This is a genomic window from Neobacillus oceani (assembly GCF_046237595.1).
Classification (GTDB): domain Bacteria; phylum Bacillota; class Bacilli; order Bacillales; family Cytobacillaceae; genus Bacillus_D; species Bacillus_D oceani.
This window is the reverse complement of sequence record NZ_CP143543.1, coordinates 3,784,121-3,807,543: the sequence shown is the minus strand read 5'-3', so window position 1 is coordinate 3,807,543 and position 23,423 is coordinate 3,784,121. Positions and strand designations below refer to the sequence as shown.

Below are 23,423 nucleotides of genomic sequence, written 5' to 3'. Positions count from 1 at the left end.
AATCACAGTTAATATGTCGTTACTAGTTTTAAATTAATTTTATTTTAAATAGTTTGCTTATAAATTAAAGGTGGGAATCAATATGGATAAATTGGATAAAGAAATTCTTTTAGTATTACAGGAGAAAGGTCGAATATCCATGACGGAACTAGGAAAAGAGGTAGCACTCTCTCAGCCAGCGGTTACCGAAAGAGTGCGAAGAATGGAGGAAAAGGGAATTATTGACCACTACCGGGCTATTGTGAGGGCAGAGAAAATAAACAAACCTATAACAGCCTTTCTGTTATTCCATACCAAAAGCTGTGAAAACTTTGTGGACTTCTGTAATAAATCAAATGAAGTAGTGGAATTACATAGAATTAGCGGCCAATATAACTTTTTGGTGAAAGTTGTTACTGAGACACTACAATCGCTTGAGGTTGCAATTAACGAGATGGGTACCTTCGGAGATTCAACCACATTAATAGTACTATCATCGCCAATAGAAAATAATAAATTGATTCCAATAATAAAATAGGGACTGATAATAAAATGCTTGGAGCCATAGGATGATGCTTCAAGTATTTTTTCTATGTTAATTTTATTTTCCAAACTACTTGCGAAGCGTTGGGCTAATTCAATTGCGAACGGTACAGCTGATTCTTTGGGTTCCAAGGTCGACCTTAAATTAAACCCCAAGACCGTATTTTTGTGGTAATATTTGGCTGTGGGGGCTTAAGAGGGAGTGGCTGAATTGATAAATGAATTGAAAGATAAAGTAAACAATTGCAGCGAAGAAGAGGTAAAATCACTTTTATACCTCATTTTATTGAGAATTGAAATGGCTGAGGAGACAGAAGCCCCGGATGAACAATTAAGTAAAGATCTAAGAGAAATTTATGATGATTTCATGAAAAATAGTGCTGGCCATTCCAATAACGAGAGTGTTCAAAGTCCGACTGCTTTTCATATTGTGTTTGGCGAATCAACTCTCCACATGCTAAAGCACGTGCTGAAAACAGCGGGAAAGGCTCATAAGGAACAAGTTATCGGGTTCCGTGATTTATTTGCAATCGGGCCATTGTCCGGGCTGGATGAAGAAGCCGGTATAAGCAACAGGCATGAGTGGCTAAAAAATCATATTCATAACGACCAGGATTACCTCGATGAATATATATCGAAGATGGAAAATGCAATTGAAGCGGTTAAGGTTATACCTGAAGGCGTTCCAGTTTATGTGTGGGCTGGGGAAAACGCGCACGAACAAACCGGTGCCAGCTTCGCCATGCATTTGTTAAGAGGAAAAAAGAATGATGTCTCACTATTCAATACCACAGCACGCTTTAGAGATAAATATAATACTGAAGAAATAGAGTATAGGCCGTTGCATACCGGCGAATGTCATCCGGAAAAATTGTGGTCAATTTTTGAGGAAAATAGAAACAACATGTCATTCACTCCGGAAAATCGGATAAAGTTTGAGAGCGAATGGAAGGAGATATCAGCAGGGGATGCTATCCTGAGGATTTGGGAAGCGGGGAAAGTTTGCAATGTTGGGGAAGATTATTTCGATCAGATTTTAATAAGGATAGCACAGGAACTGAGTCGCAAGAAATTGAAAAAGGACTTTTGGATGGCTGCGAGGATAATTGGTGAGGCAATCGGCCAAATTGAACAATATGTTGGTGACTCTTTTTTAGAATACAGGCTAAGGCATTTAATCACGGCAGGCGTTTTTGAAGTCCGGGGCTCGACGAAGGCAATGAGGTATTATAGTGTGAAGCTCCGGTAGGGAAATACTTGGCATTTTATTTTCTTCACTACAGTTTGAGACATAGGCTGCCATGCGGTCCAGCTTTGTGGAAATAATAGTTGTTAATCGGGACACAGGGGGTTCCTAAAACTTGGTGTGAGTCCCGATTCCTTTTAATACCGAGAAAGCTAAGTTTCAAGTTGCACCAGAATAAAGAGAACTGTTTATATTTTTACTTTTTTCCAAGCCAGCAAAACTGCGATAAGCTGTGGAATCAAACTTATAAGACTGACAGTGAGCAAAAGTGAATTGGCTGTAAAAGGTTTAAAATAATATCCCCATCGATCAATCCCGGCCATCTGGTTGGAGAAATAAAACGATACGCCAGCCGACAAAAAGTTCCCGATTAATATAAGGAATGGATAACCTTTCAATTTGCTAATAAAAGCAAGGATGGCAGGCCCTAAAATCAACAGCAGGTAACCAAGCATGGAGCCGTCTTTATAATCTTGATACATGGCAAAATAGCCAAACGGAAAGCAATAAGCAATCATAATGACATAAACCCAACTCTTTTTCATTTCGCACCTCTTCTTGGTGTAATTTTACACTAATTGTAATCTTTTTCGTTAAAATGTTCAATTATTTTTCAATCGCTCGTTTAAAAAAATTGATGGGAGAGACTTAAATCATGTTTTATCGCAGGAAATTTTATATCGTGAAAAACGAGTTTGTGGAGGTTTTTAATAAGCATTTCAATGAAACGAATCTCCCGAATCAGTTAAAACATGGGGCGCGGCTAGTGGGCAGATGGATGGTACCGAACGACGAAAGGACAACCGAGATTTTCGCAATCTGGGAATATGACAGCTACGAGAAGTACCAGGAAATCGAAGCCAATGTCCGGGGCGATCGCGAACATGTCGCGCGCGTCAACCGGTGGTACGAAGCAAATGGCGGCAGGGATTTTGTGGTAGGAGAATATATTTTGAGTGTAAGAAACGAAGAGTTAAAGACTACTTTATTTTAAAAAGAAAACCTCCAAGCTTGACCTTGTAAAAAATTCTGACTATTATTGTTGATATATCAACGTTCTTAAGGAGGCGGGTCCTTTGAATGAAAATAAATACATTGGACTCTTAATCCGGAACGCTGACTTGACGATAGCGAATTACATCAAAAAGCAGCTCGAGCCGTTCAACCTTGCTCCCGAACAAAATCTAATCATGATGATGCTGTGGGAAAAGGACGGGATTTCCCCGAACGAACTGTCCCTGCACCTGAAAAAGGACAAAGGGAATATCGCGCGCATGATCGTGAGCCTCGAAAAGAAGGAGTACATCAAGCGAATCGATGACCCTTTCGACAAACGCACGTTCAAAGTTCATTTAACGGAAGCAGGCAGGCAGCTTGAATATCAGGTAGTCCCCATTTTGGATGAGGCGAGCCGGACCGTAATGAACGGAATCAGTGCGGAAGAAACGCTGCAACTGCAAAAGATTTTAACAAAAATAATACATAACATATCTGGAGGACATTCATCATGAAAATCGTGGCAATCGTAGGAAGCATCAGAAAAGATTCACTGAACATGCATCTGGCAAAAACAATGCAGGAACGCTACCAGGACAAGCTCGACATCGAAATTGCGGATATTCGTTCCCTGCCTTTCTATGACCAGGACGAGGAAAACAACCCACCACAGGCAGTGAAAGAGTTTAAACAGAAAATCGCAAACGCGGACGGGGTCATCATCATCACCCCTGAATACAACTGGTCCATTCCCGGGGTATTGAAAAACGCACTAGACTGGGCTTCCCGCGTCGAGAAGGTATTCATCGGCAAGCCGGTATTCCCGATGGGCGTAACCATGGGGGCGCTCGGAACGATCCGCGCGCAATTGCATCTGCGTGAAATTTTGACTGGCCTTCAGGCAAAACAAATGCCGCCTGCAGGAAACGAAGTGCTCATCGGCTTTGCCAACCAGAAATTCGATGCCCAAACAGGCCGCTTGGTCGATGAACAAACACTCGGCTTCCTCGACAGCAAAATCGAAGTGTTCATCGATTTGATGAAAACGGTGTAATCTTGTAAGTTAGTACGTGTTTTTTTGAAAAAATAGTTTATAAATTGAAATGCGTTTCCACAATAAAGTGGGAACGTATTTTTATTTTTCAACCCTATGAAAGAGGGGCTGTTCAGACGGAGCCCGGGGCTTTTGAAGCTTTGTTGTCCTAATGAGATTCGCACAGAGCAGGTGCCTTCAGTAGCTTCATAGTCGAGGAAGGCCGCTTTATTTACCTCGTCATTACCAAATTTTATGTTAAGATTAACAAAAGCTACTATCGTTTCATCCAGAGCATCCTCATACTACAACTTTCTCCACCAATTTCAATCCCAACTCCCAAGATTAAACTACTAATATCCATGTACAGATAGGACGAATTTTTCACTCATTATCGGGAGGTCCAATATGATCTATGTGATTAGGCACGGGCAAACAGATCTCAACAAAGAACGGAAAATGCAAGGAAGAAACGGGTTGCCTCTTAACGAATTTGGCAAAAACCAGGCAGAGGCATTAAGGGACGAATTGCAGCATATTGCATTTGATTATGTATTTTCTTCACCACAGGAAAGAACGATCCAGACAGCTGAAATTGTAACTGGAAAGAAGGCAGTTACTGATGATCGGCTCGATGTTTTTGATTTGGGAGAGGCGGATGGAGTACATATAAATGAATTAAAGAGGGCTGGAGCACTCCCTGATCCGGCAGTATATAAAGGCGTCGAAGACCCGATTGATTTTGTTAAAAGAGTATTTGGTTTTATGGGAGAACTTGAAACCAAATATGGCAATAAAGACCTGAAGATACTTGTATCTGGACATCGGTGCACAACTGGCTGCATCGGTGCTTATTTTGAAGGGATACCCGAGGATAAAAATATATTGAAGCTCTCTTCGGACACGGGGAGTTATAAATTCTATCAATTAAATGGATAATCCCAGTTATCATGATTTTAAGCTACTATACTTATAAAAGGATGTGGGATCATGGTCCATGCAAAAGATGTTTTAGCCGACCAACTACTGGCTAATGCGAATGACCCCAGCTGGTATATTCCTTTTTTACAGTCGGTGGAAAATTTGAGCGAAGAACAAGCCTTTTGGAAACCGGATGAAGAAAGCTTCAGTATTGCTGAAATCGTGCAGCATCTCCTTTACTGGAACCAAGCATGGCAAACCAGGTATCAAAGCGGCAACGTAAATGCTGTGCCGCAACTTTCAAGCAATGAACAGAGCTTTAAAATTCCTGACAATCAAACATTTTTTTACTTAAGGAAACAGTTAGTCGACGTGCTTCTTCGATGGCAGGATTTATTAACAGTGGAAAAAGTGGAAAAAGATGTGGTGGGGTTCTCTGTAAATGTACAGTGGTGGGGAATACTCGCGAATTTAACAACCCACAATGCTTATCACATTGGCCAGATTATGTATATTCGTAAGTTGCAAAAGAGCTGGCCGATTGAGTCATGATTTACGGGTAATGTAAGGCAGTAACTCCTGAGGAGATGGTTTAAAATGACCCAACCGCCATCCATAATACTAAGGCCGTTAACCATGGATGACTTCACCTATGTTTTAGCCTGGAGCAAAGACGAGAGATTTTGCCTTGCAAACGGGTGGGAACAAAACAGGGACAAAGATGAACTTTACAACTGGTGGCTTCGTTGTGTGAAAAATAAAGCTGGCGACTTTATCCGCAAAGGAATTCAATATAATGATAAGTTAATAGGGTATGCGGATATAGCCTGCATACAGGGGCATTCCGCCGAATTAGGCATCGCGATTGGCGAAAGCACGCTATGGGGCGAGGGCATAGGGGCTAAAGCCGCACTGTGCATGATGGAGTTCGGTTTTGAAAAGCTAGGCATCACTGTTTTTATTGCCGAAACGCACGAAAGCAATGTCCGCTCCGGAAAAATGCTAAAGAAACTAGGCTTTAAAGAAAGCAGCAGGGTTGGCCATGAAGAATACATGGGAACGGAAAACCGGTTGGTTCAATATCTATTTTCATATAGGGAAAATGGTATGAAGCCCTAAATACAACCAGCTTTAAATGATATAATTTATCTTCAAAGGTTATAGACTAGGCGGGTTTTAATATGAAGCTATTTACACTAAGGACTAATTTTCATGGTTATAAAAAAGGAACAGAGTTTTACCTTATCGCGGAGTCGGAGTTCATCGGGGTAAAGGAGTTTGTCTTAAGAACGAGTGATTTAACGGGCAGGGTATCGATCAGTGAAACGGAATTCAATAAGAATTTTATTTTTATAAAAGACCATTCAACGAATTGACCTGGATTGGGATTCTATTAAAGGCAGGGAAGGATTTGTTGAGAAATGGGGCAGAGACTTTCAACTAATGGTTAGTTTATCTATTTGGGAATTATCTGGTCTGTTATTTTTTCAGGGATGAGTTTTTATTGGGCGATGGGAGGCAGGTTGGGGGTAAGGTCTTTAGGTGGGGCACTTTATGAGATGTCTTTAAATCCCTCACCTTCGTTCCTCGCAATCGTTTGGCTTACTGGTTTCATCAAGCTTCTCGGGGCAGCATTACTAATAATGCTGCTTGTTCATCGGCACAATTCAAAATTGGACCGGAAGCTTTTTTATACGGTAAAAATAGCTGGTGCATTCCTGTTCTTGTACGGCGCGCTCAATTTCATCACAATTTCCTTACATGCATTTAATATAGTGAACTATAACTTAGACCACTATGCGACCTTTTGGAGGCTGGCATTTTGGGAGCCATATTGGATGGCCGGAGGGATTATTTATTTTTTATCCGCCAAAAGAACATAGCTGTGTATAAATTAGGGGGCAAGGTTCTTTTAATGTGTTTGGTAAAATAGTTGAACACTGCCACAACCAAGAGTTTTTGATTTAAAAAGGGTTATTTTCATTCTATTTTGCATTTCTCTGAATAAAGGTTTGCCGCTGCCTAATACAATGGGAACAACCGTTAGATGAAGTTCATCGATTAAGCCTTTATTCAATAAGAATGAAACCAATTCAGCACTTCCTAAAATCAATAAATCTTTTCCAGGCTGTTGTTTAAGGGTTTGAATTTCATCAATATAGCTATCGGATACTATTTTCGTATTTTTCCAGACCACACTCTCTAATGTTTTCGAAAAAACAATCTTTTGCAATGAATTCATTTTGTGAGCTATTTCATTGGATTCGTTTGGCCAATAGCTTGCCATTAATTGATAAGTTACACGTCCAAATAAGAGCATGCTGACGCTATTGAGCAGATCCAGAGCATACTCAGTGTATTCATCATCAACAATGTGCCAATCAATCTCTCCATTTGCCCCAGAAAAAAAACCATCCAGCGATACCAACTCTTGAGCAATAAGTTTTCGCATACTCTCCTCCTAATTGAAATTTGGTTTTTTATAAAAGTCCTTCTCTATTTATCTTATTATATTTGGGATTACCATAATTTCCAAATTATTAATAAAAGGAACCCGATGACATTGAGTGAACCAGGCTGTACACGGCCTACATAACAAGGTGAAAACGAAAATTACTTTCATCTTGTTTATTGACAAAATGATTAGAAAAGTCTGTATATTCCTTGACAGGAATATTCCGTTTTGGTTATATTGTGAAGGAAGGGAGAAGGAACTTAATGGGCGAACATATCTCAACTATTTTAAACGCACTAGCTGAGCCCAACAGGTTACAGATTGTGGAGCTTTTGCGCAAGGAACCTTTGTCGGTAGGTGAAATTGCGGAGCGGCTCAATCTTCTTCAACCGGCTACATCCAAACATCTGCGGGTGCTGAGTAATGCTGGCCTAGTAAAAGTGGAAGCCGTTGCGAATCAACGGATTTACCGGCTTAAGCCTCATCCTTTTCAGGAACTCGATACGTGGCTTGAATCATTTAAGCACATCTGGGATGAAAGATTTGACAGGTTGGATGAGTATTTGCGCTTGCTGCAAGATGGGAACTAAGGGGATTCTATTGAGTATTCACTAAACAAAGTGGGAGGAATCAACATGTCGGGAAACAAGGCACTGAACAAATTGGTGTCCAGGGTAGAAGGGCTAGAACTAATTATTGAGCGGGTTTTCGACGCACCACGGGATTTGGTTTTCTCTGTCTTTTCAGATCCTGTTCACCTGGCAGCCTGGTGGGGACCAAAGGGTTGGGAAACAGAAGTTCACGAGCTGGATTTTAACGAAGATGGGGTTTGGCTATACTGTATGACATGTGTTGATAAAAACCAGGGTGACTTCTTTGGAATGAAATCCTGCGGCAAAGCGGTTTATCATGAAATTATTGTCCCCGAAAAAATCGTTTACACCGATTTCTTTACAGATACTGAATACAATGTTCTTCCTGAAATGCCTGAAATGGTTATCACGATGGAGTTTATAGAAGAGGAAGGCAAAACCAAAATCATTTCCCGCTCGAAATTTTCAACAGCTGAGGCTGTTAAAAAAGTGGTCGATATGGGTGCTGTTCAAGGAGTTTCTTCACAATACGAGAGACTTGACGATTATCTATCCGAACTTCAATCGAAATAGGCCGAAAGTGGTTTCATCGTTAGCGTTAATCAAACTTCATTTGGTTAACGCTATTATTTTACATAAAAGGTTGTGATTAAATGAAGAAGGGATCAGAAAAACGGGTAAAAAAGAAGTTGACCGGGCCTGAACAAGTTGCGGAGTTTATGGCTAAGCTTGACCATCCTCTTAAAGAGGAAATAGAGGAGGTCCGGAAAATAATTTTAAGCTGCGATTCTCGAATAACGGAGCATATTAAATGGAATGCCCCGAGTTTCCTCATTGAAAATGACGATCGGATAACATTCAACCTAAAGGGAAAAGGATTTTTTCGCCTCATTTTTCATTGCGGGGCAAAGAAAAGTCCTGAACCAATAAAGGAACCACTGTTTGTTGACAACACGGGGATATTGGAATGGCAGACAAATGACCGTGCTTTGGTAAATTTTTTTAATAAAAATGATGTGAAGGATAAAGAAGAAAAGCTCAGAACATTAATCAAGGAATGGATTCGGACAACTGCTAATTAAGGCAGGTGCATATGCGGCTTCCGATGGTCGGGGAAGTTAATCAGCCCTGATTAATATTTTTTGAAAAACCAGCCCTTTTAATGAGAGCTTAGCAATAAACTACCAACGGTTTAGGCGTTTATTTGGGCTTCCGCAGGGAATAACAATTTAGACGCATAAAAATGGGGACATGACTCCATAATTAGTAGTAAGAGTTAGGGGGCATTGGTATGGCGAAAAAAAGAGCTAAAATTGGTGATCAAATATCATTTACGCGTAAGGACCACGATTTAGAAGGAACTGTTGAAATTGTAAGGGACAACAGCGTAATAGTGGAGGTTTCTAAAGAATTCGCGGATAGATTGGGCTATGATACAACTAAAACCGTAGTCAGACATTCGAATTACATGATCTTATCCTCTCCGGAAACGGCATAAACCGAGACTATCCAATTCTCGGCGACTATTTGGTTACAACGTATTAATTGGTTCAAAGTTGTCCCATTTTCGGACTCAGAATGTAAAATTCCCTGCTTCTGAGTCCGAAGTTGCTTCATGTTCCGACTATGAATATAAAATTCGCGGTTTCAGAATCCGAAATAGGTTTAGGTCGTAACTATTTATGAAGGCGATTTAATTGAACTCCCTCGAAACTGTCTTCAACGTTGCCAAGAAGACCCTTAAATAGCCAAGATCCATGATTGTCCTCGGGATCGGCTTAACAGACACTGCAAACAATCCCCAAACTGAATCAATCACGAAAAATTCAAATAAAAAAGGCAAAGAAGCTGTTTTCTCCTTGCCCATAAATAATAAAAAAAGTTTTGTTGCTTGTTTTTAATGTACTCGTCTTTTACCACACCGAATGCATTTACCAGAAAAATAGTCATACTTATGGTTTCGGCGAAAAAAACAAATGATTGATTTAAACAAATGAGTTCAACTCCTTAAGATTGAACCCGGCAGCCCAGCCATCATTGTTTGATAACTTTAGACCTGTGACTTTGCGTCCCTATTTTTCAATTAGGTTTGCCTTTTTCTGGTTTTTAGATAATTATACATCCAATAGTTCTTAAGAGAAACAATAAAATTTTGAATATTTGATTTTCTTACGAGTATGGAGGGGACTTTTCATATGTTTCTTATTACAAGAAAGAACCTAATATTCATACCCCACGTACGTTCCTCCAATGAAATCGTGAACGGCTCTCTTGTCCTCGCGGAAAATGACCATAAACAAACTAACAAGGCTGGAAATTCCCAACGTTAAAGAGGCCAAAAGGAACTTGCCGACAACTTCACGTAAAATCATATTCTTTAACGTTAACGGCTCATCATCCACGCGCATAATTTTTATTTTCATCATGCGCTTCCCGACAACATAGCCATTCCATACCAGGGGCAAAAGCGTTAAATAGAGCAAATAAATCAAATTAGATGTCCAGCTTGATCCAAAGCTATCCCAATCCCCTCCTGATAACAGGGCAACCAACAAACCGAGTGGCAAAGCAACAAGTAAAAAGTCTATAATATCCGCAAAAAACCTCAATCCAAAACCTGCAGGCGAATAATTCATTCAGCTCACTCCTAACCTAAGATGTGTTAATATTTCACTCCGTTTTCAAGGACACCCGCGACAATCCAAATGGTAAAGTTTACGAAAAGAATGATGAAAAATAGTGTGTAAATCAACTTTTTTGTGATCTTATCCTTTCCGGCTAAAAAGAAAAGAATAGGAACAACGATTATTAAAAGGCCAATGACGCCGAGGATTTTTGCGAGTAACAATAGACTCATAGGCACTCCTCCTTTTAAATCGATCCTACATTACTCGCACAGGCGCTTTCAAAATCCCTATCTCTTCAAATAATTCCTGCAAATCTTGTTTTTCCCTATCCAAATGGAACGCCCTTATCCCAATCCCCGAAGCGCCCAAAACATTTTCAAGTTTGTCATCAATGAAAATGCAATCGCTGCCTTTAGCGTGAAGGCGTTCGAGTGCAATTTTATAAATCGCTTCATCAGGCTTTTCGGTTTTCACGTGTGCCGAAAGTATAATCGTATGGAAATACTTCCGGATTCCAAGCCTGTCAAAAACCCAATCCATACTTGGCGTGGCGTTTGAAATTACAGCTAACCGATAGGTGCCGGACAAAGCCTTCAGCACTCCGGCTACCTCGTGGAACAACTCGCAATGGTTTGCATAATGGGCGCAGAAAAACAGTTCCTCCGATAGCTCGCTTGCCCCGAGCTCTTCCGCAATAGCCCCATAATACCGTTTGAAATAGCTTTCTTCCTCAAGCCACGTTGAAATAAAAGGCATCGGAATCCTTTTAGCCTTTTCAATGGCAAGGTCAATGTCCGCCCGATGGAATCCCCTCGCATCAAGAAGCCTTCTCACCCGGTCATAACCCTTTACGAATGTGTCAAAAAGTACCCCGCCGGCATCGAAGAAAATGACTTTACTATTTTCAACTGGCTTCATAAATAACCCCTTCGTACCCATTTTGTCTTATAACTCAATTCAGCCGAAAGCGTAACTGCCATCAATAAAAGAATTCCGCTCATCCGACCTCAAAAAATTGCCATGCCACTAAACCCGTGTGTGTTTGGTTTTTACAGGGTCCATTTAGAACTGAACATTGAGATGAAGAACTTTTGACTCCGGGTGATAGAACACAAACAAATGCCCATGATCACCGAAGCATAGATAATCGTCAGCCAATCTTCTTTTGGATGCATGATTAGGAAGGAGTTGAATCTCGCTGTCAGAATTTATGGTGCAAACAAAGTCCATGACCTGGTTTGTTTTTGGGCAAAGAGGGATTTCGGGCATTTGGTACCATAAAGGAGCGCCGCAAAGGAGATAGTCGTCCCCTTCAATAAACCTGTCGCTCTCAATCCTCCGGGTCGCCCTGTATCTTTTTTCTTCAAATTCAACTTTGGACGTGTTGTCTAAATCGCCGTCATACCAATCATCCGAGAAAGTTTCGGGATTTAATAGAACCGGCCTTCCCGGGTTGCTGTAATCCAAATATATGCCCATGTTGAATTCGTTCAATGGGTAGATGATATGCAGTTTTTCCATCCCTAACCAGGAAAATCCCGGGTCGGTGCCATCTAGTGTACCGATATAATGAAAGGGGGTCTTTAGGTTTTCATGGGCAGGCAAAATCAATTCATCAGGAATCGCTCCCAATTTGTGAGCGCCATTTCGGTCCTTTTCGAGGAAAAAAACCTTGTGTTCTTTCCAGTCTGAAAAGGGCAGTTTAATATCTTCTGCAATAAAAGTACATTCATCAGCATCATGGCTATAAGCCTCCATGATTATGCCATCTTTGATTCGCAGCTCGATTGCCCCCTGGACATCCTTGAAAAATAAAAAACTATCGGCATCGATACCTTGTACGTGGAGGAATTTGGAAAGTTCCATTTCATCATCAAAATCAACTTCCCAACCCGCCAAATATTTAACATCCATCATCATAATCCTCCTGGAGTGAAGTGGGGACGTATCCAATGCTTCACGTCTTTAAGTAGAGCCGTCTTCAACTTTTTGCCCCTTTCCAAATGAACCAGCCAACAATCCCTGCAACCCCCATTACTGGAAGCCACATCATAAGGGTGTGGACTGGCACTGACCACTCCATCTCTTTCTGGAGATCCACTTGGTTCACCGGGGAAGTACCCTGGCCAAGGAACGTTAAATCCTCACCGGCTTTTTCCACTTCCACTGTTCTGTCACACACACCGGTTGTCAGGACCGATTTATTTTTAAAATCGGGATTTTCCCTGGCATAGACCAAATATTCCTGGCCTTTTCTAAAATCAATGCTGCAGGAATCTTGATAATACTCAAGAATCACCTGGGACTCAGTGAGGCCTTTCCACGTAGCGCTTACCTCGAAAAGAACCTTCTCAGTCCGAGCGTCTTTACCAATGTCTTTTTCTTCTTTAATGCCAATCACTTTTCCCGTGAAAACGGCGGCCGACTTTTCAAACTCTTTTCCGACAGGAGTCAGTTCCGCACACTTACAAGCATAGCTCACTGAGGAACCAATAGTGATCATAAAGACCCCAATAGCCAAACAAGCAGCAAAAACAAAAAGTCTTTTAACCATTCAATCCCTCCTAAATAGGGTGAAACTGGGGAAGTATCGATTACTTCATTTTTCGGAAAAAGAAGAGGAGAAAAGTTTGGACAGGGGTTGTATCCTGATTTTCAAAGTAGAGATTTTAAAATTTGTAATATATGTTATAATTTTACCATAATTCGGAATTATGCGGAACTTTACGAGAGGAGGACTAATTAGCCAGTAATATATCGTGGGTCAAATTTTAAAAGGAGGGGGAAAAATGATAAATCTTGCAGGTATAGAGAGAAAGAGTTCGCAGTACATACTGGCCATTTCCATCATGCTATTCATAGGAAGCCTATTTATGCCATTTATCCTTGTTAATCTCATTCAGGAAGCGCTCTACAACACAAAGGATATTATGTATTTTAAGACGCCGCCATCATCTTACGTCACGTTCGGGGTAGGAATGATGTGGATAGCGCTTGTCCTGCTGGTCTTTGTGATAGCTAAAAAGAAATTTGAGCTCGGGAAGCTTAAGTGGCTGTCGCTTTTGTTTATCCCGTTAAGTATTCCATTCTTCATGTTCAGCATCGAGAACTATTATTACCTTGACAAAGAAGGGATTCATTCAAACGAGCTAAGCAGCTATAAATCGGTCGAGACGTTCCGATGGGATGAAATGAAAGAAGTAAAGGAAATATACGCAAATGAAAAAGGAATGACCAAGACCAAGGCATACAAATTCACCACAAAGGATAACCGCGTCTATGAATTGCCGCATAATAAAAATATACTTCCATTTCGAGCCGGATTAATGGATATGCTGCGGGAAAACAAGGTGTCGATAACTGATAATTACGATGAGTTGTGATATCAAAGAAAAAAGTGATGCAGAGGAAACGTCCCAGGCATCACTCTCAAAAGTTCATAAAAACGTACTCCATACTGTTTTGAAAAATACACCCAATCCAGCTAAGAATACTCCAAGACATGCTAAGCCTAGAGGGCTTCCCCATTTAATTTCAGGCATCGCTATTACCACATTTCCTTATAGTTAATAGTAAAATTGTACCATAAATGGAAAAATAGCAAGATAGCATTATTAAAAAATTTTATCGTTCTAAATTGCAGCCTGAAATCCACTGCCTCACTGCATAAAACTGCTTCATAATGTGCTATTCTAATGGAAAAGATAGCATGAGGAGTGGTGTGTAATGGGAATGATTGCGAGTTTTTTCAGGGTTCCGCCCAAGGCGCTGCAGGTTTTAAAAGCAAATCCGGACGAGGCGGCGGACTTGATTTTTGAAATGGAAGAAATCGAGGAGCTTGAGCTCGACATCGATAAATCGTGGCATGGCATTTACTTTTTGTTGAGCGGCGTGGCAGACCTGGATGAGCCGGCTGACGGGCATATTGGCCGGGCAGTACTAGGCGGACACGAACTCGGCGAGGACTATGGCTACGGACCGCTCCGTTATTTTGAACCCGATGAGGTTGCGAAGATTTACAACGAACTAAAAGCGTTTTCTCCAGATGAGCTTGCCAGCAGATTTGATCCGAAGAAGCTGAGCGATCACGGAATCTACCCGATGCACAAAAAATGGAGCGAAGACGACAAAGAGTATCTCGTCGAAAACTACGACTTCCTCCTCCGCTACTACGAAACCGCGGCAAACAACAACGAAGGGATGTTGTTGTTGATTCAATAAGGGCCGTTTTATTTTGAAAAATTGAATCAGTTTTGGTGAAAATCTTTTTTCATCCAGTCAGTTTAGGAAGCCTTATAAACCAAGGCTTCCACTTTTTTACCTACCATAGCCATTTGAAAACAGATAACTGCTATTTTTTAAAAATAGAAGCATAAAGCTCCAATGCAGGCTTAACAACTGCGGGACTAATCCCGGTTTTGGAAAAAATACGCTTACTCCATTCTTCATTCGAAGTTAATGGAGAGTCATGAAATAAGCCTGCATTTGTGCTTAGAAAGCTTGCCCAATTGTAAAATTCCCAATGCTGGACCTCATCATCGCTGGGAACCCTCATTTCGCATAAAGGTGGGCTTAATAAATTTTGTGAATAGTGGCCGGCTTCAAAAAGCTCATCATCCGTGATTTTGCTTAAAGAATAACGTTGGCTGCTCATTTTCCCATTCGGACGATGATATGTAATCTCAAAGTCGGTAACAGAAGAACTGACCTCCACATTCGCGGCCGGGAAAAAACCTGAAACAGGTTCATGTACAAAATCCGGACTAGAGCTGTCGATTAAAATAGGGAGGATCCACTGGTCCCCAAGGTCGCACAAATAGCGGTAACCATCAACATTAGCAAGAACCCCGACATGAGCCTCGGGAGTACCGAAGTCAGAGCCAATCGCATGCGCTTCAATCCCGGCATCCTTCAATTCATGCAAAAGCCAAATCGCTAAATCGAAACAGTTTCCACTCGTCCCAAATTGGTTTCTGTGCTCAATCATTTCACGAACAGTCCGCTGCCTGCGCCCCGATGGCTGATTATAAAACCAAGCCTTTGTCAATGTTTCCATCGGAAAACCATCAAACAACCGCCAAACCTTTAATAAAGAATCTGGTGGAACCAACCCAACCCCTCCTCCAAATAACGTTTACTTAATTTTACCATGCAGATGAAGCAGACGAGGTGTCTGAATGTATGTTTTATATGAAAAAAGAAGACTACGAGTAGCCTTCTTAAAAGAAATAATAACTGCGAAGGGCAATGGAAACGTCCCTTGCATCAATCTGATTTATTAGTACATCGCGCGTGGCGGGTCGACTGCGAGGACTTTTTGTCCGTCGATTTCTACCCAGAAGTAGAAGTGGTCGACTTCAAGGCCTGTGGCATCTGTTAGAACATTATGTACAGCTTCCTGGAGTTTGAAAGTCGCATCACCAGTTTTCAATTTAGGAAGAAGATTAAGGCCGGTATTGATTGAAATGGTCTTGTCCGCACCCTTAAAGTATGCCGCTCCAGCAGCACCCGCGAACACGGTTTGCAGGGCAAAAGCTAATGTTAAAACCAACAGCATTTTTTTCATAGTATCACCTCCTTTAGCTCAATTGATGTTTAATCGATAGAAATGCATCAACAACGTTCGGATGGAACATCTTGCCTTTATGGCGCACCAGTTCCGCGCAGGCGTCATCATAATCCATTCCTTTTCGGTACACGCGGTCGGACGTCATCGCATCGAAAGCATCCACGACTGTGATGATCGCTGCCTCAACCCGGATTTCATCCCCCTTCAGCTGGTGGGGGTAGCCGTTCCCGTCATACCGCTCGTGATGCTGTTCCACGATTTCGCCAGCCTTGACCAAATCCGGAAAGTTCGTTTCTGTTAAAATTTCTCTTCCCCAGACAGTATGCATTTTAATAATTTCATACTCTTCGCCAGTCAATTTTCCCGGCTTGTTCAAAATTTCATCCGGAACCTTCACTTTCCCAACATCATGCAAGAAGCTAGCTAAATTTAGAATATAGAGCTCGTCCGCATTCAAACCCATCACTTTTCCGAGCATCATTGACAGCTCTTTGATCCGGTCGCAATGGTCAGCCGTGTAGCCATCCTTCTCTTCAACCAAGATTGCCAGGTCCATCATGTCTTTCACGGAATTGCTATAAAAATGAAACTGCGGCTGCGATATGACATATAAAAACTCCACTTCTGTTTCAGCTGTGAAGATCATGTGCTCCTTCACTGGGCATGCATTAACAGAATCCCCCGGCTCAAGCACAACTTCCCCGACAGACGAATTCATCTTTATTCGCCCCGACAAAATCGTTAAATGCTCCAGTGCGGTCCAGTCATCCGCCGGCGCCATAGCCCAACGCGCACCCGCATACAGTTTATGGAGGATGACCTCCGTCCCATCACCCGATGCCAGCAAGGACAACTCCATATTCTTCATCAGCACTTTTTCAAGCGGATTTTTCTTAACAATATTCATGAATCTCCCCACTTCCCAAATAACCGTATATTTTTAAAAACCACAATAGAAAAGGGGCCATTAAAGTCAAAGATTGGTGGTAAATAAGGACTATTTTACCACTATTTCCAATGTAAAAATAGAGGGTATTAAGAAAAATTAATATAGATATAGCGAACTAAAGCAGAGAATGGTACACGCTCAAATGAAGCAGAGGACCATCCCAAGCGTCACTTATTTGTTGCGCTAATTTTCAAAATATTTTATTATTAAAGTTAGCAGAGCTCATTATTTTCCAGTGCAATTTTTTTTGCTGAAAAAATGAATGAGTATTCATTCAAATTTTGTCGAAGGGGGAGACACTTGTGATTCAACCGATTAAAAAGGCTGCCGTGCTTGGCTCGGGGGTCATGGGCTCGGGGATTGCCGCCCATCTCGCCAACATCGGAATCCCGACACTCTTGCTCGATATCGTCCCGCGCGAGCCAAACGATGCTGAAAAGGCGAAAGGCCTGACGCTCGAGGACAAAAAAGTCCGCAACCGCATTGCAGCAGAAGCACTCCAAAAGCTGCTCAAGCAAAAGCCGGCCCCGCTCACCGTCAAAGAAAACCTGAACCTCATCGAAGCCGGAAACCTGGAAGACGACTTAGCCCGCCTCAAGGAAGCCGACTGGATCATCGAAGTCGTCACCGAAAATCTCACCATAAAGAAGCAAGTCTTTGAAAAAGTCGACCAGCACCGGAAGCCGGGTAGCATCGTCAGCTCGAACACATCCGGCATCTCGGTCGAAGCTATAGCGGAAGGCCGGTCCGATGACTTCCAAAAACACTTCCTTGGCACTCATTTCTTCAATCCGCCGCGCTACTTAAAATTGCTCGAAATCATTCCGACCCAACACACCGACCCAGAAGTCCTAAACTTTATGAAAACGTTCATCGAAGATGTGCTTGGCAAAGGAGTCGTCATCGCGAAAGACACGCCGAACTTCATCGCGAACCGTATCGGCACGTACGGCCTGCTCGTCACCTTAAGGGAAATGCTGAAAGGCGGCTATTCGGTCGGGGAAGTTGATTCCGTCACCGGCCCGCTCATCGGACGCCCAAAATCCGCAACCTTCCGCACGCTTGACGTTGTCGGCCTCGACACGTTCGTCCACGTCGCGAAAAACGTCTATGATCAGGCAGAAGGAGAGGAAAAGGAAGTATTCGACGTTCCGCCGGTCATGCTGAAAATGCTTGAAAACGGCTGGCTAGGAAGCAAGTCTGGCCAGGGCTTTTTTAAAAAAGAAGGAAAAGACATTCTTGAACTTGATCCGAATACTCTCGAGTATGGCCCGCGCAAGAAGCTAAAGACACAGGCCACCGAGCTTGCCAAGCAGGAAAAAGGCTCAGCGAATAAATTGAAAGCGCTCGTATACGCGAAAGAAGACCGAGCCGGAACGCTACTCTGGAACATTTTCAGCCCCGTGCTACTCTATTCTGCCGAGCTCCTTGGAAAAATTGCCGACGACATCCCATCGATTGATCGCGCGATGAAATGGGGCTTCGGCTGGGAGAAGGGCCCATTTGAAACATGGGATGCAATCGGCATTGAACGTGCCGTCTCGAAAATGAAGGAACAGGGCGAACAGGTCCCGCAATGGGTCGAGGACATGCTTGCAGCAGGACATACTTCTTTTTATAAAAACAATACGTACTATCATAACGGTGAGTACAAACCGCTCGAAGTAAACCCGAAAGCAATCAACCTGAAACAAATCAAAGAGGAAAAAGGCGTCATAAAAAGGAATTCCGGTGCAAGCCTGATCGACATCGGGGACGGCGTCGCGCTGCTCGAATTCCATTCGCCGAACAACGCGATTGGGCCGGACATTCTCCAGATGATCAACTGGTCGATCGACGAGGTCGAAAGAAACTACAAAGGGCTCGTCATCGGCAACCAGGGCAAGAACTTCTGCGTCGGCGCGAACATCGCGATGATCTTGATGGAAGCCCAGGACGACAACTTCTTCGATCTCGACATGGTCGTCCGCCAGTTCCAGAATACGATGATGAAAATCAAATACTCAAGAAAGCCGGTCGCCGCGGCGCCATTCCAAATGACACTCGGCGGCGGAACCGAAGTCAGCCTGCCGTGTGCCCACGTTCAGGCATCGATGGAAACGTACATGGGACTCGTTGAAGTCGGCGTCGGCCTCATCCCGGGCGGCGGCGGAAACAAGGAGCTTTATCTCCGGTATTTGAACGCACTACCGAAAGGCGTCGATTTCGACTTAATGAAAGTCACCTTCAAAGTATTCGAAACAATCGCCATGGCAAAGGTCTCAACATCAGGCGACGAAGCCCGCGAACTCAACTTCCTGAGGCCATCCGACGGCATCTCCGTCAACCCGGTTCACCAGATTTACGACGCGAAGCAAGCGGTCCTCGCCCTCCATGAACAGGGCTACAAACCGCCAGTCAGGAGGAAAATCCCGGTCACCGGCGAAACCGGCTATGCGGCACTCATCCTTGGTGCGCAGGCGATGCAGCTATCCGGCTACATCTCCGAACACGACATGAAAATCGCCAAAAAACTCGCCTACGTACTAGCCGGCGGAAAAGTCCCATTCGGCACCGAAGTCGACGAACAATACTTGCTGGATTTAGAGCGAGAAGCATTCCTAAGCCTCCTAGCCGAACCAAAATCACAACAGCGCATGCAGCACATGCTCCTAAAAGGGAAACCGCTGCGTAACTAAAAGTGAGTGGACGTATCTAGAGTTTAATAACCAACCAGTTTAAAAGTGAATCAGCTTCGCCAGTCGCAATCAATATAACCGGCTTTTCGTTAACAAATTGGCGGGTAACTCGGTTAATCAACCAAATACTGATAAATGGTCGGCAAATGCTGATAAACAGCTGCTGTTTACTGAGAAGCTACTGCCACTGATAAACAGTCGCCATTTACTGATAAACCGCCAGCGAATGCTGATAAAAACAAGAACCGTGATTCCCGGTTGCACACCCCACGTTTCATTTGCATTTTAAAAGCCAACCAGTTTACAAGAACACTAGAACGAAAGAGAGGGAACCCAATGAGAGAAGCGGTCATCGTTGCCGGAGCCCGCACCCCGGTCGGAAAAGCGAAGAAGGGCTCGCTCGCCCAGGTTCGCCCCGACGACCTCGGAGCGCTCGTCATCAAGGAAACCTTGAGGCGGGCCGGCAATTACGAAGGAAACATAGATGATGTTATAATCGGCTGCGCGATGCCGGAAGCGGAGCAGGGCCTGAACATGGCACGCAACATCGCGGGCTTGGCCGGGCTCCCGTACGAAGTCCCGGCCATCACCATCAATCGCTATTGTTCGTCCGGCCTGCAGTCAATCGCCTACGCCGCCGAGCGAATCATGCTCGGCTATGCAGACACGATACTTGCCGGCGGGGCGGAATCGATGAGCATGGTGCCGATGATGGGCCATGTCACGCGCCCGAATGTAAAGCTCGCCGAGACGGCCCCGCAATATTACATGAGCATGGGCCACACCGCGGAAAAAGTCGCCGAAAAGTTCGGCGTCACCCGCCGTGACCAGGATGAATTCGCCGTCCGCAGCCATGAGCGCGCCGCCCGCGCCATCCAGGAAGGCAAGTTCAACGATGAAGTCGTCCCGGTCGATGTCACCGTCCGCACTATAGGCAGCGACAACAAGCTGAAGGAGAAGACCTTCCAGTTCGCACACGATGAAGGCGTCCGCCCGGATACGAATCTCGAAACACTCTCAAAACTGCGCCCGGCATTTGCCCTGAACGGAACCGTCACAGCGGGGAACGCCTCGCAAACAAGCGATGGTGCCGCCGCTGTCATGGTCATGGAGCGTGAAAAAGCGGAATCACTGGGCCTGAAGCCGCTCGCAAAATTCAGGTCGTTCGCAGTCGGGGGAGTTCCGCCGGAAATCATGGGTGTCGGTCCGGTCGTCGCGATTCCGAAGGCGCTTAAGCTCGCCGGCCTTGAAGTAAGCGACATCTCGCTGTTCGAACTGAATGAAGCATTCGCGTCACAGGCCATCCAGGTCATCCGCGAGCTGAACCTTGATGAAGACAAAGTAAACGTGAACGGTGGCGCTATCGCACTCGGTCACCCGCTTGGCTGCACAGGGGCAAAACTCACCCTGTCCCTGATCCACGAACTGAAGCGCCGCAACGAACAATTCGGCGTTGTCACAATGTGCATTGGCGGAGGCATGGGCGCGGCGGGAGTATTCGAACTGCTCTAGTTGGAAAAAAGTCAGCTAATCCAAAAATGAAAACTGAAATGCAAACCGGCCATCCTGGCGCGCCGGGATGGCTTGTTCACCTAGATTTGAACCAAGCCAGTTCATCGCCCAGGTTCATAAATCTTCAAATCGGTTCATAAAACCGCAAAACCGGTTCATAAATTTAAGAATCGGTTCATAAATTCGACAACCTGGTTCATAAATCCATAAACCTGGTTCATAAAAGCTAGCAGCTGCTAGCACCCAAACGAAAAAAGGTCCAAAAATCATATCAACTCGGGGCAGCCAAACCCAAACCAAAACCCAAACTCAAAACCCAACCCAACTCAGACCCAATCCCAACCAAGTCAAGCCCGCCCCAACCACCCAAATCAATTCTTCTTAAAAAGAAACGGAGGAATCACAATGACGACCAACCAGCTCGGCGAATCAATTAAAGGTGGAAGCTTTTTAATCGAAGACGTACCGTATGACCGTGTCTTTACCCCTGAAGATTTCACCGACGAGCACCAAATGATTGCCAAAACCACCGAGGAATACATCGAAAAGGAAGTCATGCCGCAAATCGAACACATCGAAAACCACGAGTTCGACCGCTCCGTCAAGCTGCTCAAGCAAGCCGGCGAACTCGGACTCCTTGGCGCGGACGTCCCGGAAGAATACGGCGGCCTTGCTCTTGATAAAATCAGCTCCGCCCTCATCGCCGAAAAAATGGCTCGTGCGGGCGGCTTCTCGATTTCCCACGGCGCCCATGTCGGAATTGGTTCACTACCAATCGTCCTCTTCGGAAACGAGGAACAAAAGAAAAAGTACCTGCCAGACCTCGCAACCGGCGAAAAACTGGCGGCCTACGCCCTAACCGAGCCGGGTTCCGGATCCGATGCACTTGGAGCGAAAACAACCGCCAAACTTAACGCCGAAGGAACGCACTATATCCTAAACGGCGAGAAGCAATGGATCACCAATTCCGCCTTTGCCGATGTTTTCATCGTCTATGCGAAGATTGACGGCGAGCACTTCTCAGCATTCATCGTCGAGCGCGACTTCCCGGGCGTTTCTGTCGGTGCCGAGGAAAAGAAAATGGGTATCAAAGGTTCATCGACCCGGACACTTATCCTCCAGGATGCACAGGTTCCAAAAGAAAATCTATTAGGCGAAGCGGGCCGTGGCCACATCATCGCCTTCAACATTTTGAACATCGGCCGCTACAAGCTCGGCGTCGGTGTCGTTGGCGGAGCAAAGCGGGCACTCGAAATCACAATCGAGTACGCGAACCAGCGCCAGCAATTCAAAACGCCAATCTCGCAATTCAACCTGACAAAGGAAAAGTTCGCGACGATGGCTTCGAAAATTTATGCAGCCGAAAGCTCGGTCTACCGGACAGTCGGCCTGTTCGAGGACCGGATGGGGCGCCTCACCGCGGAGGAAGCAAGGGACGGCCTCCAAGTCGCAAAATCGATCGCCGAATACGCAATCGAATGCTCGCTCAACAAGGTCTTCGGCACCGAAACACTTGATTACGTCGTCGACGAAGGCGTCCAAATTCACGGTGGTTATGGCTACATGGCCGAATACGAAATCGAGCGCGCCTACCGCGACTCCCGCATCAACCGAATTTTCGAAGGAACGAACGAAATCAACCGCCTACTCGTGCCTGGAACCTATATCCGAAAAGCGATGAAAGGCGAACTGCCGCTTTTCCAAAAAGCCCAGCAGCTTCAGGAAGAACTTATGATGATGATGCCGGAAGATCCGGGTGACGAGCCGCTCGAGCAGGAAAAGCACCTCGTCCGGAACGCGAAGAAAATCGGCCTTCTCGCAGCCGGCCTTGCCGCCCAGAAATACGGCAAAGCCCTAGAACAGGAACAGGAAATCCTCGTCAACATCGCCGACATCATTTCCAACGCATACGCAATGGAATCGGCGGTCTTGAGGACCGAAAAGGCAATCGCTAAAGCCGGCCTTGAAAAATCCCGGCAGAAACTCCTGTACACACAAATCTTCTGCCAGGAAGCATTCAACGAAATCGAGCAGCACGCAAAAGAAACACTCGTCGCTACAGAAGAAGGCGACACACTGAGAATGCTCATGTCGGCGCTCCGCAAATTTACGCGCCACACGCCAATCAACGTCATCGCCAAAAAGCGCCAGGCCGCCGACCGCCTCATCGAAGCTGAGAAATACGTTGTATAATATGAAAAACGCTCAAAACTTTTTTCAAAGTTTTGAGCGTTGTTTTCTTTATGTGATTAAAAATTTCATTCAGCAAATCTTTGGGTTAAAAGGGTATATGATCTGCTTCAAGAGGTAAACATGGGCATT

Annotated in this window: 30 protein-coding genes and 1 riboswitch; of the genes, 19 read left to right on the top strand and 11 right to left on the bottom strand. The window is 44.3% G+C overall.

Annotation, left to right across the window (positions count from 1 at the left end):
- Window positions 1-82 precede the first annotated feature (82 nt).
- On the top strand, window positions 83-517 hold the full coding sequence (locus tag V1499_RS19295; RefSeq protein ID WP_409271749.1) for an Lrp/AsnC family transcriptional regulator: 435 nt from the start codon (window positions 83-85) through the stop codon (window positions 515-517).
- 207 nt (window positions 518-724) lie between these two features.
- Entirely contained in the window at window positions 725-1,771 is a 1,047-nt protein-coding gene (locus V1499_RS19290; protein WP_409271747.1) for a DUF1835 domain-containing protein, read from the top strand.
- A gap of 185 nt (window positions 1,772-1,956) precedes the next feature.
- Here V1499_RS19290 and V1499_RS19285 read toward each other — a convergent pair whose 3' ends face one another.
- Window positions 1,957-2,313 carry a hypothetical protein gene (locus tag V1499_RS19285; RefSeq protein WP_409271746.1) on the bottom strand — a complete coding sequence of 119 codons (357 nt, stop codon included), beginning with the start codon at window positions 2,311-2,313 and terminating at the stop codon, window positions 1,957-1,959.
- A 110-nt stretch (window positions 2,314-2,423) separates the two neighbouring features.
- Here V1499_RS19285 and V1499_RS19280 point away from each other — a divergent pair, with 110 nt between their 5' ends.
- From V1499_RS19280 to V1499_RS19245, 8 genes are all read left to right on the top strand, one after another.
- Window positions 2,424-2,762 (top strand): NIPSNAP family protein, encoded by a 339-nt coding sequence (locus V1499_RS19280; protein ID WP_409271744.1) that lies wholly within the window; start codon window positions 2,424-2,426, stop codon window positions 2,760-2,762.
- Window positions 2,763-2,844: 82 nt separating this feature from the next.
- Entirely contained in the window at window positions 2,845-3,279 is a 435-nt protein-coding gene (locus V1499_RS19275; RefSeq protein ID WP_409271742.1) for a MarR family winged helix-turn-helix transcriptional regulator, read from the top strand.
- Window positions 3,276-3,818 carry an NADPH-dependent FMN reductase gene (locus tag V1499_RS19270; RefSeq protein ID WP_409271740.1) on the top strand — a complete coding sequence of 181 codons (543 nt, stop codon included), beginning with the start codon at window positions 3,276-3,278 and terminating at the stop codon, window positions 3,816-3,818. The genes V1499_RS19275 and V1499_RS19270 overlap by 4 nt, the downstream gene beginning before the upstream one ends.
- A gap of 387 nt (window positions 3,819-4,205) precedes the next feature.
- The gene (locus V1499_RS19265; protein WP_409271739.1) at window positions 4,206-4,736 is read left to right on the top strand and encodes a histidine phosphatase family protein; all 531 of its coding nucleotides are present in this window, start codon (window positions 4,206-4,208) and stop codon (window positions 4,734-4,736) included.
- A 51-nt stretch (window positions 4,737-4,787) separates the two neighbouring features.
- Window positions 4,788-5,270: a DinB family protein gene (locus tag V1499_RS19260; RefSeq protein WP_409271737.1), complete on the top strand. Its 483-nt coding sequence runs from the start codon at window positions 4,788-4,790 to the stop codon at window positions 5,268-5,270.
- Window positions 5,271-5,315: 45 nt separating this feature from the next.
- A complete protein-coding gene (locus tag V1499_RS19255) occupies window positions 5,316-5,837 on the top strand; it encodes a GNAT family N-acetyltransferase (protein ID WP_409271735.1) in 522 nt (173 codons plus the stop codon).
- Window positions 5,838-5,899: 62 nt separating this feature from the next.
- Window positions 5,900-6,094, top strand: coding sequence for a hypothetical protein (locus tag V1499_RS19250; protein WP_409271733.1), 195 nt, complete (start codon window positions 5,900-5,902; stop codon window positions 6,092-6,094).
- Between the two features lie 84 nt (window positions 6,095-6,178).
- Complete coding sequence (locus V1499_RS19245; protein WP_409271731.1) at window positions 6,179-6,601, top strand: DUF3995 domain-containing protein; 423 nt, start codon at window positions 6,179-6,181, stop codon at window positions 6,599-6,601.
- 29 nt (window positions 6,602-6,630) lie between these two features.
- Here the strand turns inward: V1499_RS19245 and V1499_RS19240 are convergent, their stop codons facing one another.
- Window positions 6,631-7,170: a dihydrofolate reductase family protein gene (locus tag V1499_RS19240; RefSeq protein ID WP_409271729.1), complete on the bottom strand. Its 540-nt coding sequence runs from the start codon at window positions 7,168-7,170 to the stop codon at window positions 6,631-6,633.
- Between the two features lie 266 nt (window positions 7,171-7,436).
- Here V1499_RS19240 and V1499_RS19235 point away from each other — a divergent pair, with 266 nt between their 5' ends.
- From V1499_RS19235 to V1499_RS19220, 4 genes are all read left to right on the top strand, one after another.
- On the top strand, window positions 7,437-7,763 hold the full coding sequence (locus V1499_RS19235; RefSeq protein ID WP_409271727.1) for an ArsR/SmtB family transcription factor: 327 nt from the start codon (window positions 7,437-7,439) through the stop codon (window positions 7,761-7,763).
- A 45-nt stretch (window positions 7,764-7,808) separates the two neighbouring features.
- Window positions 7,809-8,339, top strand: coding sequence for an SRPBCC domain-containing protein (locus V1499_RS19230; RefSeq protein WP_409271726.1), 531 nt, complete (start codon window positions 7,809-7,811; stop codon window positions 8,337-8,339).
- 80 nt (window positions 8,340-8,419) lie between these two features.
- A complete protein-coding gene (locus tag V1499_RS19225; RefSeq protein ID WP_409271725.1) occupies window positions 8,420-8,848 on the top strand; it encodes a DUF1801 domain-containing protein in 429 nt (142 codons plus the stop codon).
- 209 nt (window positions 8,849-9,057) lie between these two features.
- Complete coding sequence (locus tag V1499_RS19220; RefSeq protein WP_409271724.1) at window positions 9,058-9,264, top strand: DUF2187 family protein; 207 nt, start codon at window positions 9,058-9,060, stop codon at window positions 9,262-9,264.
- 195 nt (window positions 9,265-9,459) lie between these two features.
- Here the strand turns inward: V1499_RS19220 and V1499_RS19215 are convergent, their stop codons facing one another.
- The 6 genes from V1499_RS19215 to V1499_RS19190 form a co-directional block, all read right to left on the bottom strand.
- Window positions 9,460-9,609 carry a hypothetical protein gene (locus V1499_RS19215; RefSeq protein WP_409271722.1) on the bottom strand — a complete coding sequence of 50 codons (150 nt, stop codon included), beginning with the start codon at window positions 9,607-9,609 and terminating at the stop codon, window positions 9,460-9,462.
- A 175-nt stretch (window positions 9,610-9,784) separates the two neighbouring features.
- Window positions 9,785-9,870, bottom strand: a riboswitch (cyclic di-GMP riboswitch).
- Window positions 9,871-9,985: 115 nt separating this feature from the next.
- Window positions 9,986-10,402 carry an RDD family protein gene (locus V1499_RS19210; RefSeq protein ID WP_409271720.1) on the bottom strand — a complete coding sequence of 139 codons (417 nt, stop codon included), beginning with the start codon at window positions 10,400-10,402 and terminating at the stop codon, window positions 9,986-9,988.
- A gap of 26 nt (window positions 10,403-10,428) precedes the next feature.
- The gene (locus V1499_RS19205; protein WP_409271719.1) at window positions 10,429-10,623 is read right to left on the bottom strand and encodes a hypothetical protein; all 195 of its coding nucleotides are present in this window, start codon (window positions 10,621-10,623) and stop codon (window positions 10,429-10,431) included.
- A 25-nt stretch (window positions 10,624-10,648) separates the two neighbouring features.
- Window positions 10,649-11,311 (bottom strand): HAD family hydrolase, encoded by a 663-nt coding sequence (locus V1499_RS19200; RefSeq protein WP_409271717.1) that lies wholly within the window; start codon window positions 11,309-11,311, stop codon window positions 10,649-10,651.
- A 144-nt stretch (window positions 11,312-11,455) separates the two neighbouring features.
- Window positions 11,456-12,310 (bottom strand): hypothetical protein, encoded by an 855-nt coding sequence (locus V1499_RS19195; protein ID WP_409271715.1) that lies wholly within the window; start codon window positions 12,308-12,310, stop codon window positions 11,456-11,458.
- A 64-nt stretch (window positions 12,311-12,374) separates the two neighbouring features.
- Complete coding sequence (locus V1499_RS19190; protein WP_409271714.1) at window positions 12,375-12,947, bottom strand: hypothetical protein; 573 nt, start codon at window positions 12,945-12,947, stop codon at window positions 12,375-12,377.
- 235 nt (window positions 12,948-13,182) lie between these two features.
- Between V1499_RS19190 and V1499_RS19185 the strand changes: the two genes are divergently transcribed.
- Window positions 13,183-13,776: a hypothetical protein gene (locus tag V1499_RS19185; RefSeq protein ID WP_409271712.1), complete on the top strand. Its 594-nt coding sequence runs from the start codon at window positions 13,183-13,185 to the stop codon at window positions 13,774-13,776.
- A 343-nt stretch (window positions 13,777-14,119) separates the two neighbouring features.
- A complete protein-coding gene (locus V1499_RS19180) occupies window positions 14,120-14,614 on the top strand; it encodes a YfbM family protein (RefSeq protein WP_409271711.1) in 495 nt (164 codons plus the stop codon).
- 130 nt (window positions 14,615-14,744) lie between these two features.
- Here the strand turns inward: V1499_RS19180 and V1499_RS19175 are convergent, their stop codons facing one another.
- The 3 genes from V1499_RS19175 to V1499_RS19165 form a co-directional block, all read right to left on the bottom strand.
- A complete protein-coding gene (locus tag V1499_RS19175; RefSeq protein ID WP_409271709.1) occupies window positions 14,745-15,503 on the bottom strand; it encodes a hypothetical protein in 759 nt (252 codons plus the stop codon).
- Between the two features lie 168 nt (window positions 15,504-15,671).
- Window positions 15,672-15,959, bottom strand: a complete 288-nt coding sequence (locus V1499_RS19170) for a hypothetical protein (protein ID WP_409271707.1) — start codon at window positions 15,957-15,959, stop codon at window positions 15,672-15,674.
- A gap of 13 nt (window positions 15,960-15,972) precedes the next feature.
- Window positions 15,973-16,869, bottom strand: a complete 897-nt coding sequence (locus tag V1499_RS19165; RefSeq protein WP_409271706.1) for an HD-GYP domain-containing protein — start codon at window positions 16,867-16,869, stop codon at window positions 15,973-15,975.
- A 344-nt stretch (window positions 16,870-17,213) separates the two neighbouring features.
- On the opposite strand from V1499_RS19165, the gene V1499_RS19160 reads away from it, so the two are divergent.
- From V1499_RS19160 to V1499_RS19150, 3 genes are all read left to right on the top strand, one after another.
- Window positions 17,214-19,589: a 3-hydroxyacyl-CoA dehydrogenase NAD-binding domain-containing protein gene (locus V1499_RS19160; RefSeq protein ID WP_409271703.1), complete on the top strand. Its 2,376-nt coding sequence runs from the start codon at window positions 17,214-17,216 to the stop codon at window positions 19,587-19,589.
- 336 nt (window positions 19,590-19,925) lie between these two features.
- Window positions 19,926-21,101 carry an acetyl-CoA C-acetyltransferase gene (locus V1499_RS19155; RefSeq protein ID WP_409271701.1) on the top strand — a complete coding sequence of 392 codons (1,176 nt, stop codon included), beginning with the start codon at window positions 19,926-19,928 and terminating at the stop codon, window positions 21,099-21,101.
- A 405-nt stretch (window positions 21,102-21,506) separates the two neighbouring features.
- Window positions 21,507-23,294, top strand: a complete 1,788-nt coding sequence (locus tag V1499_RS19150; protein WP_409271699.1) for an acyl-CoA dehydrogenase family protein — start codon at window positions 21,507-21,509, stop codon at window positions 23,292-23,294.
- Window positions 23,295-23,423 lie beyond the last annotated feature (129 nt).

Excerpts from the sequence above, each read along its gene's own strand:
- V1499_RS19225 (WP_409271725.1), top strand. The coding sequence starts at position 8,420 with ATGAAGAAGGGATCAGAAAAACGGGTAAAAAAGAAGTTGACCGGGCCT.
- V1499_RS19280 (WP_409271744.1), top strand. The coding sequence starts at position 2,424 with ATGTTTTATCGCAGGAAATTTTATATCGTGAAAAACGAGTTTGTGGAG.
- V1499_RS19185 (WP_409271712.1), top strand. The coding sequence starts at position 13,183 with ATGATAAATCTTGCAGGTATAGAGAGAAAGAGTTCGCAGTACATACTG.
- V1499_RS19170 (WP_409271707.1), bottom strand. The coding sequence starts at position 15,959 with ATGAAAAAAATGCTGTTGGTTTTAACATTAGCTTTTGCCCTGCAAACC.
- V1499_RS19190 (WP_409271714.1), bottom strand. The coding sequence starts at position 12,947 with ATGGTTAAAAGACTTTTTGTTTTTGCTGCTTGTTTGGCTATTGGGGTC.
- V1499_RS19260 (WP_409271737.1), top strand. The coding sequence starts at position 4,788 with ATGGTCCATGCAAAAGATGTTTTAGCCGACCAACTACTGGCTAATGCG.
- V1499_RS19205 (WP_409271719.1), bottom strand. The coding sequence starts at position 10,623 with ATGAGTCTATTGTTACTCGCAAAAATCCTCGGCGTCATTGGCCTTTTA.
- V1499_RS19180 (WP_409271711.1), top strand. The coding sequence starts at position 14,120 with ATGGGAATGATTGCGAGTTTTTTCAGGGTTCCGCCCAAGGCGCTGCAG.
- V1499_RS19200 (WP_409271717.1), bottom strand. The coding sequence starts at position 11,311 with ATGAAGCCAGTTGAAAATAGTAAAGTCATTTTCTTCGATGCCGGCGGG.
- V1499_RS19295 (WP_409271749.1), top strand. The coding sequence starts at position 83 with ATGGATAAATTGGATAAAGAAATTCTTTTAGTATTACAGGAGAAAGGT.
- V1499_RS19270 (WP_409271740.1), top strand. The coding sequence starts at position 3,276 with ATGAAAATCGTGGCAATCGTAGGAAGCATCAGAAAAGATTCACTGAAC.
- V1499_RS19230 (WP_409271726.1), top strand. The coding sequence starts at position 7,809 with ATGTCGGGAAACAAGGCACTGAACAAATTGGTGTCCAGGGTAGAAGGG.
- V1499_RS19255 (WP_409271735.1), top strand. The coding sequence starts at position 5,316 with ATGACCCAACCGCCATCCATAATACTAAGGCCGTTAACCATGGATGAC.
- V1499_RS19150 (WP_409271699.1), top strand. The coding sequence starts at position 21,507 with ATGACGACCAACCAGCTCGGCGAATCAATTAAAGGTGGAAGCTTTTTA.
- V1499_RS19285 (WP_409271746.1), bottom strand. The coding sequence starts at position 2,313 with ATGAAAAAGAGTTGGGTTTATGTCATTATGATTGCTTATTGCTTTCCG.
- V1499_RS19165 (WP_409271706.1), bottom strand. The coding sequence starts at position 16,869 with ATGAATATTGTTAAGAAAAATCCGCTTGAAAAAGTGCTGATGAAGAAT.
- V1499_RS19210 (WP_409271720.1), bottom strand. The coding sequence starts at position 10,402 with ATGAATTATTCGCCTGCAGGTTTTGGATTGAGGTTTTTTGCGGATATT.
- V1499_RS19195 (WP_409271715.1), bottom strand. The coding sequence starts at position 12,310 with ATGATGGATGTTAAATATTTGGCGGGTTGGGAAGTTGATTTTGATGAT.
- V1499_RS19250 (WP_409271733.1), top strand. The coding sequence starts at position 5,900 with ATGAAGCTATTTACACTAAGGACTAATTTTCATGGTTATAAAAAAGGA.
- V1499_RS19155 (WP_409271701.1), top strand. The coding sequence starts at position 19,926 with ATGAGAGAAGCGGTCATCGTTGCCGGAGCCCGCACCCCGGTCGGAAAA.
- V1499_RS19240 (WP_409271729.1), bottom strand. The coding sequence starts at position 7,170 with ATGCGAAAACTTATTGCTCAAGAGTTGGTATCGCTGGATGGTTTTTTT.
- V1499_RS19220 (WP_409271724.1), top strand. The coding sequence starts at position 9,058 with ATGGCGAAAAAAAGAGCTAAAATTGGTGATCAAATATCATTTACGCGT.
- V1499_RS19235 (WP_409271727.1), top strand. The coding sequence starts at position 7,437 with ATGGGCGAACATATCTCAACTATTTTAAACGCACTAGCTGAGCCCAAC.
- V1499_RS19265 (WP_409271739.1), top strand. The coding sequence starts at position 4,206 with ATGATCTATGTGATTAGGCACGGGCAAACAGATCTCAACAAAGAACGG.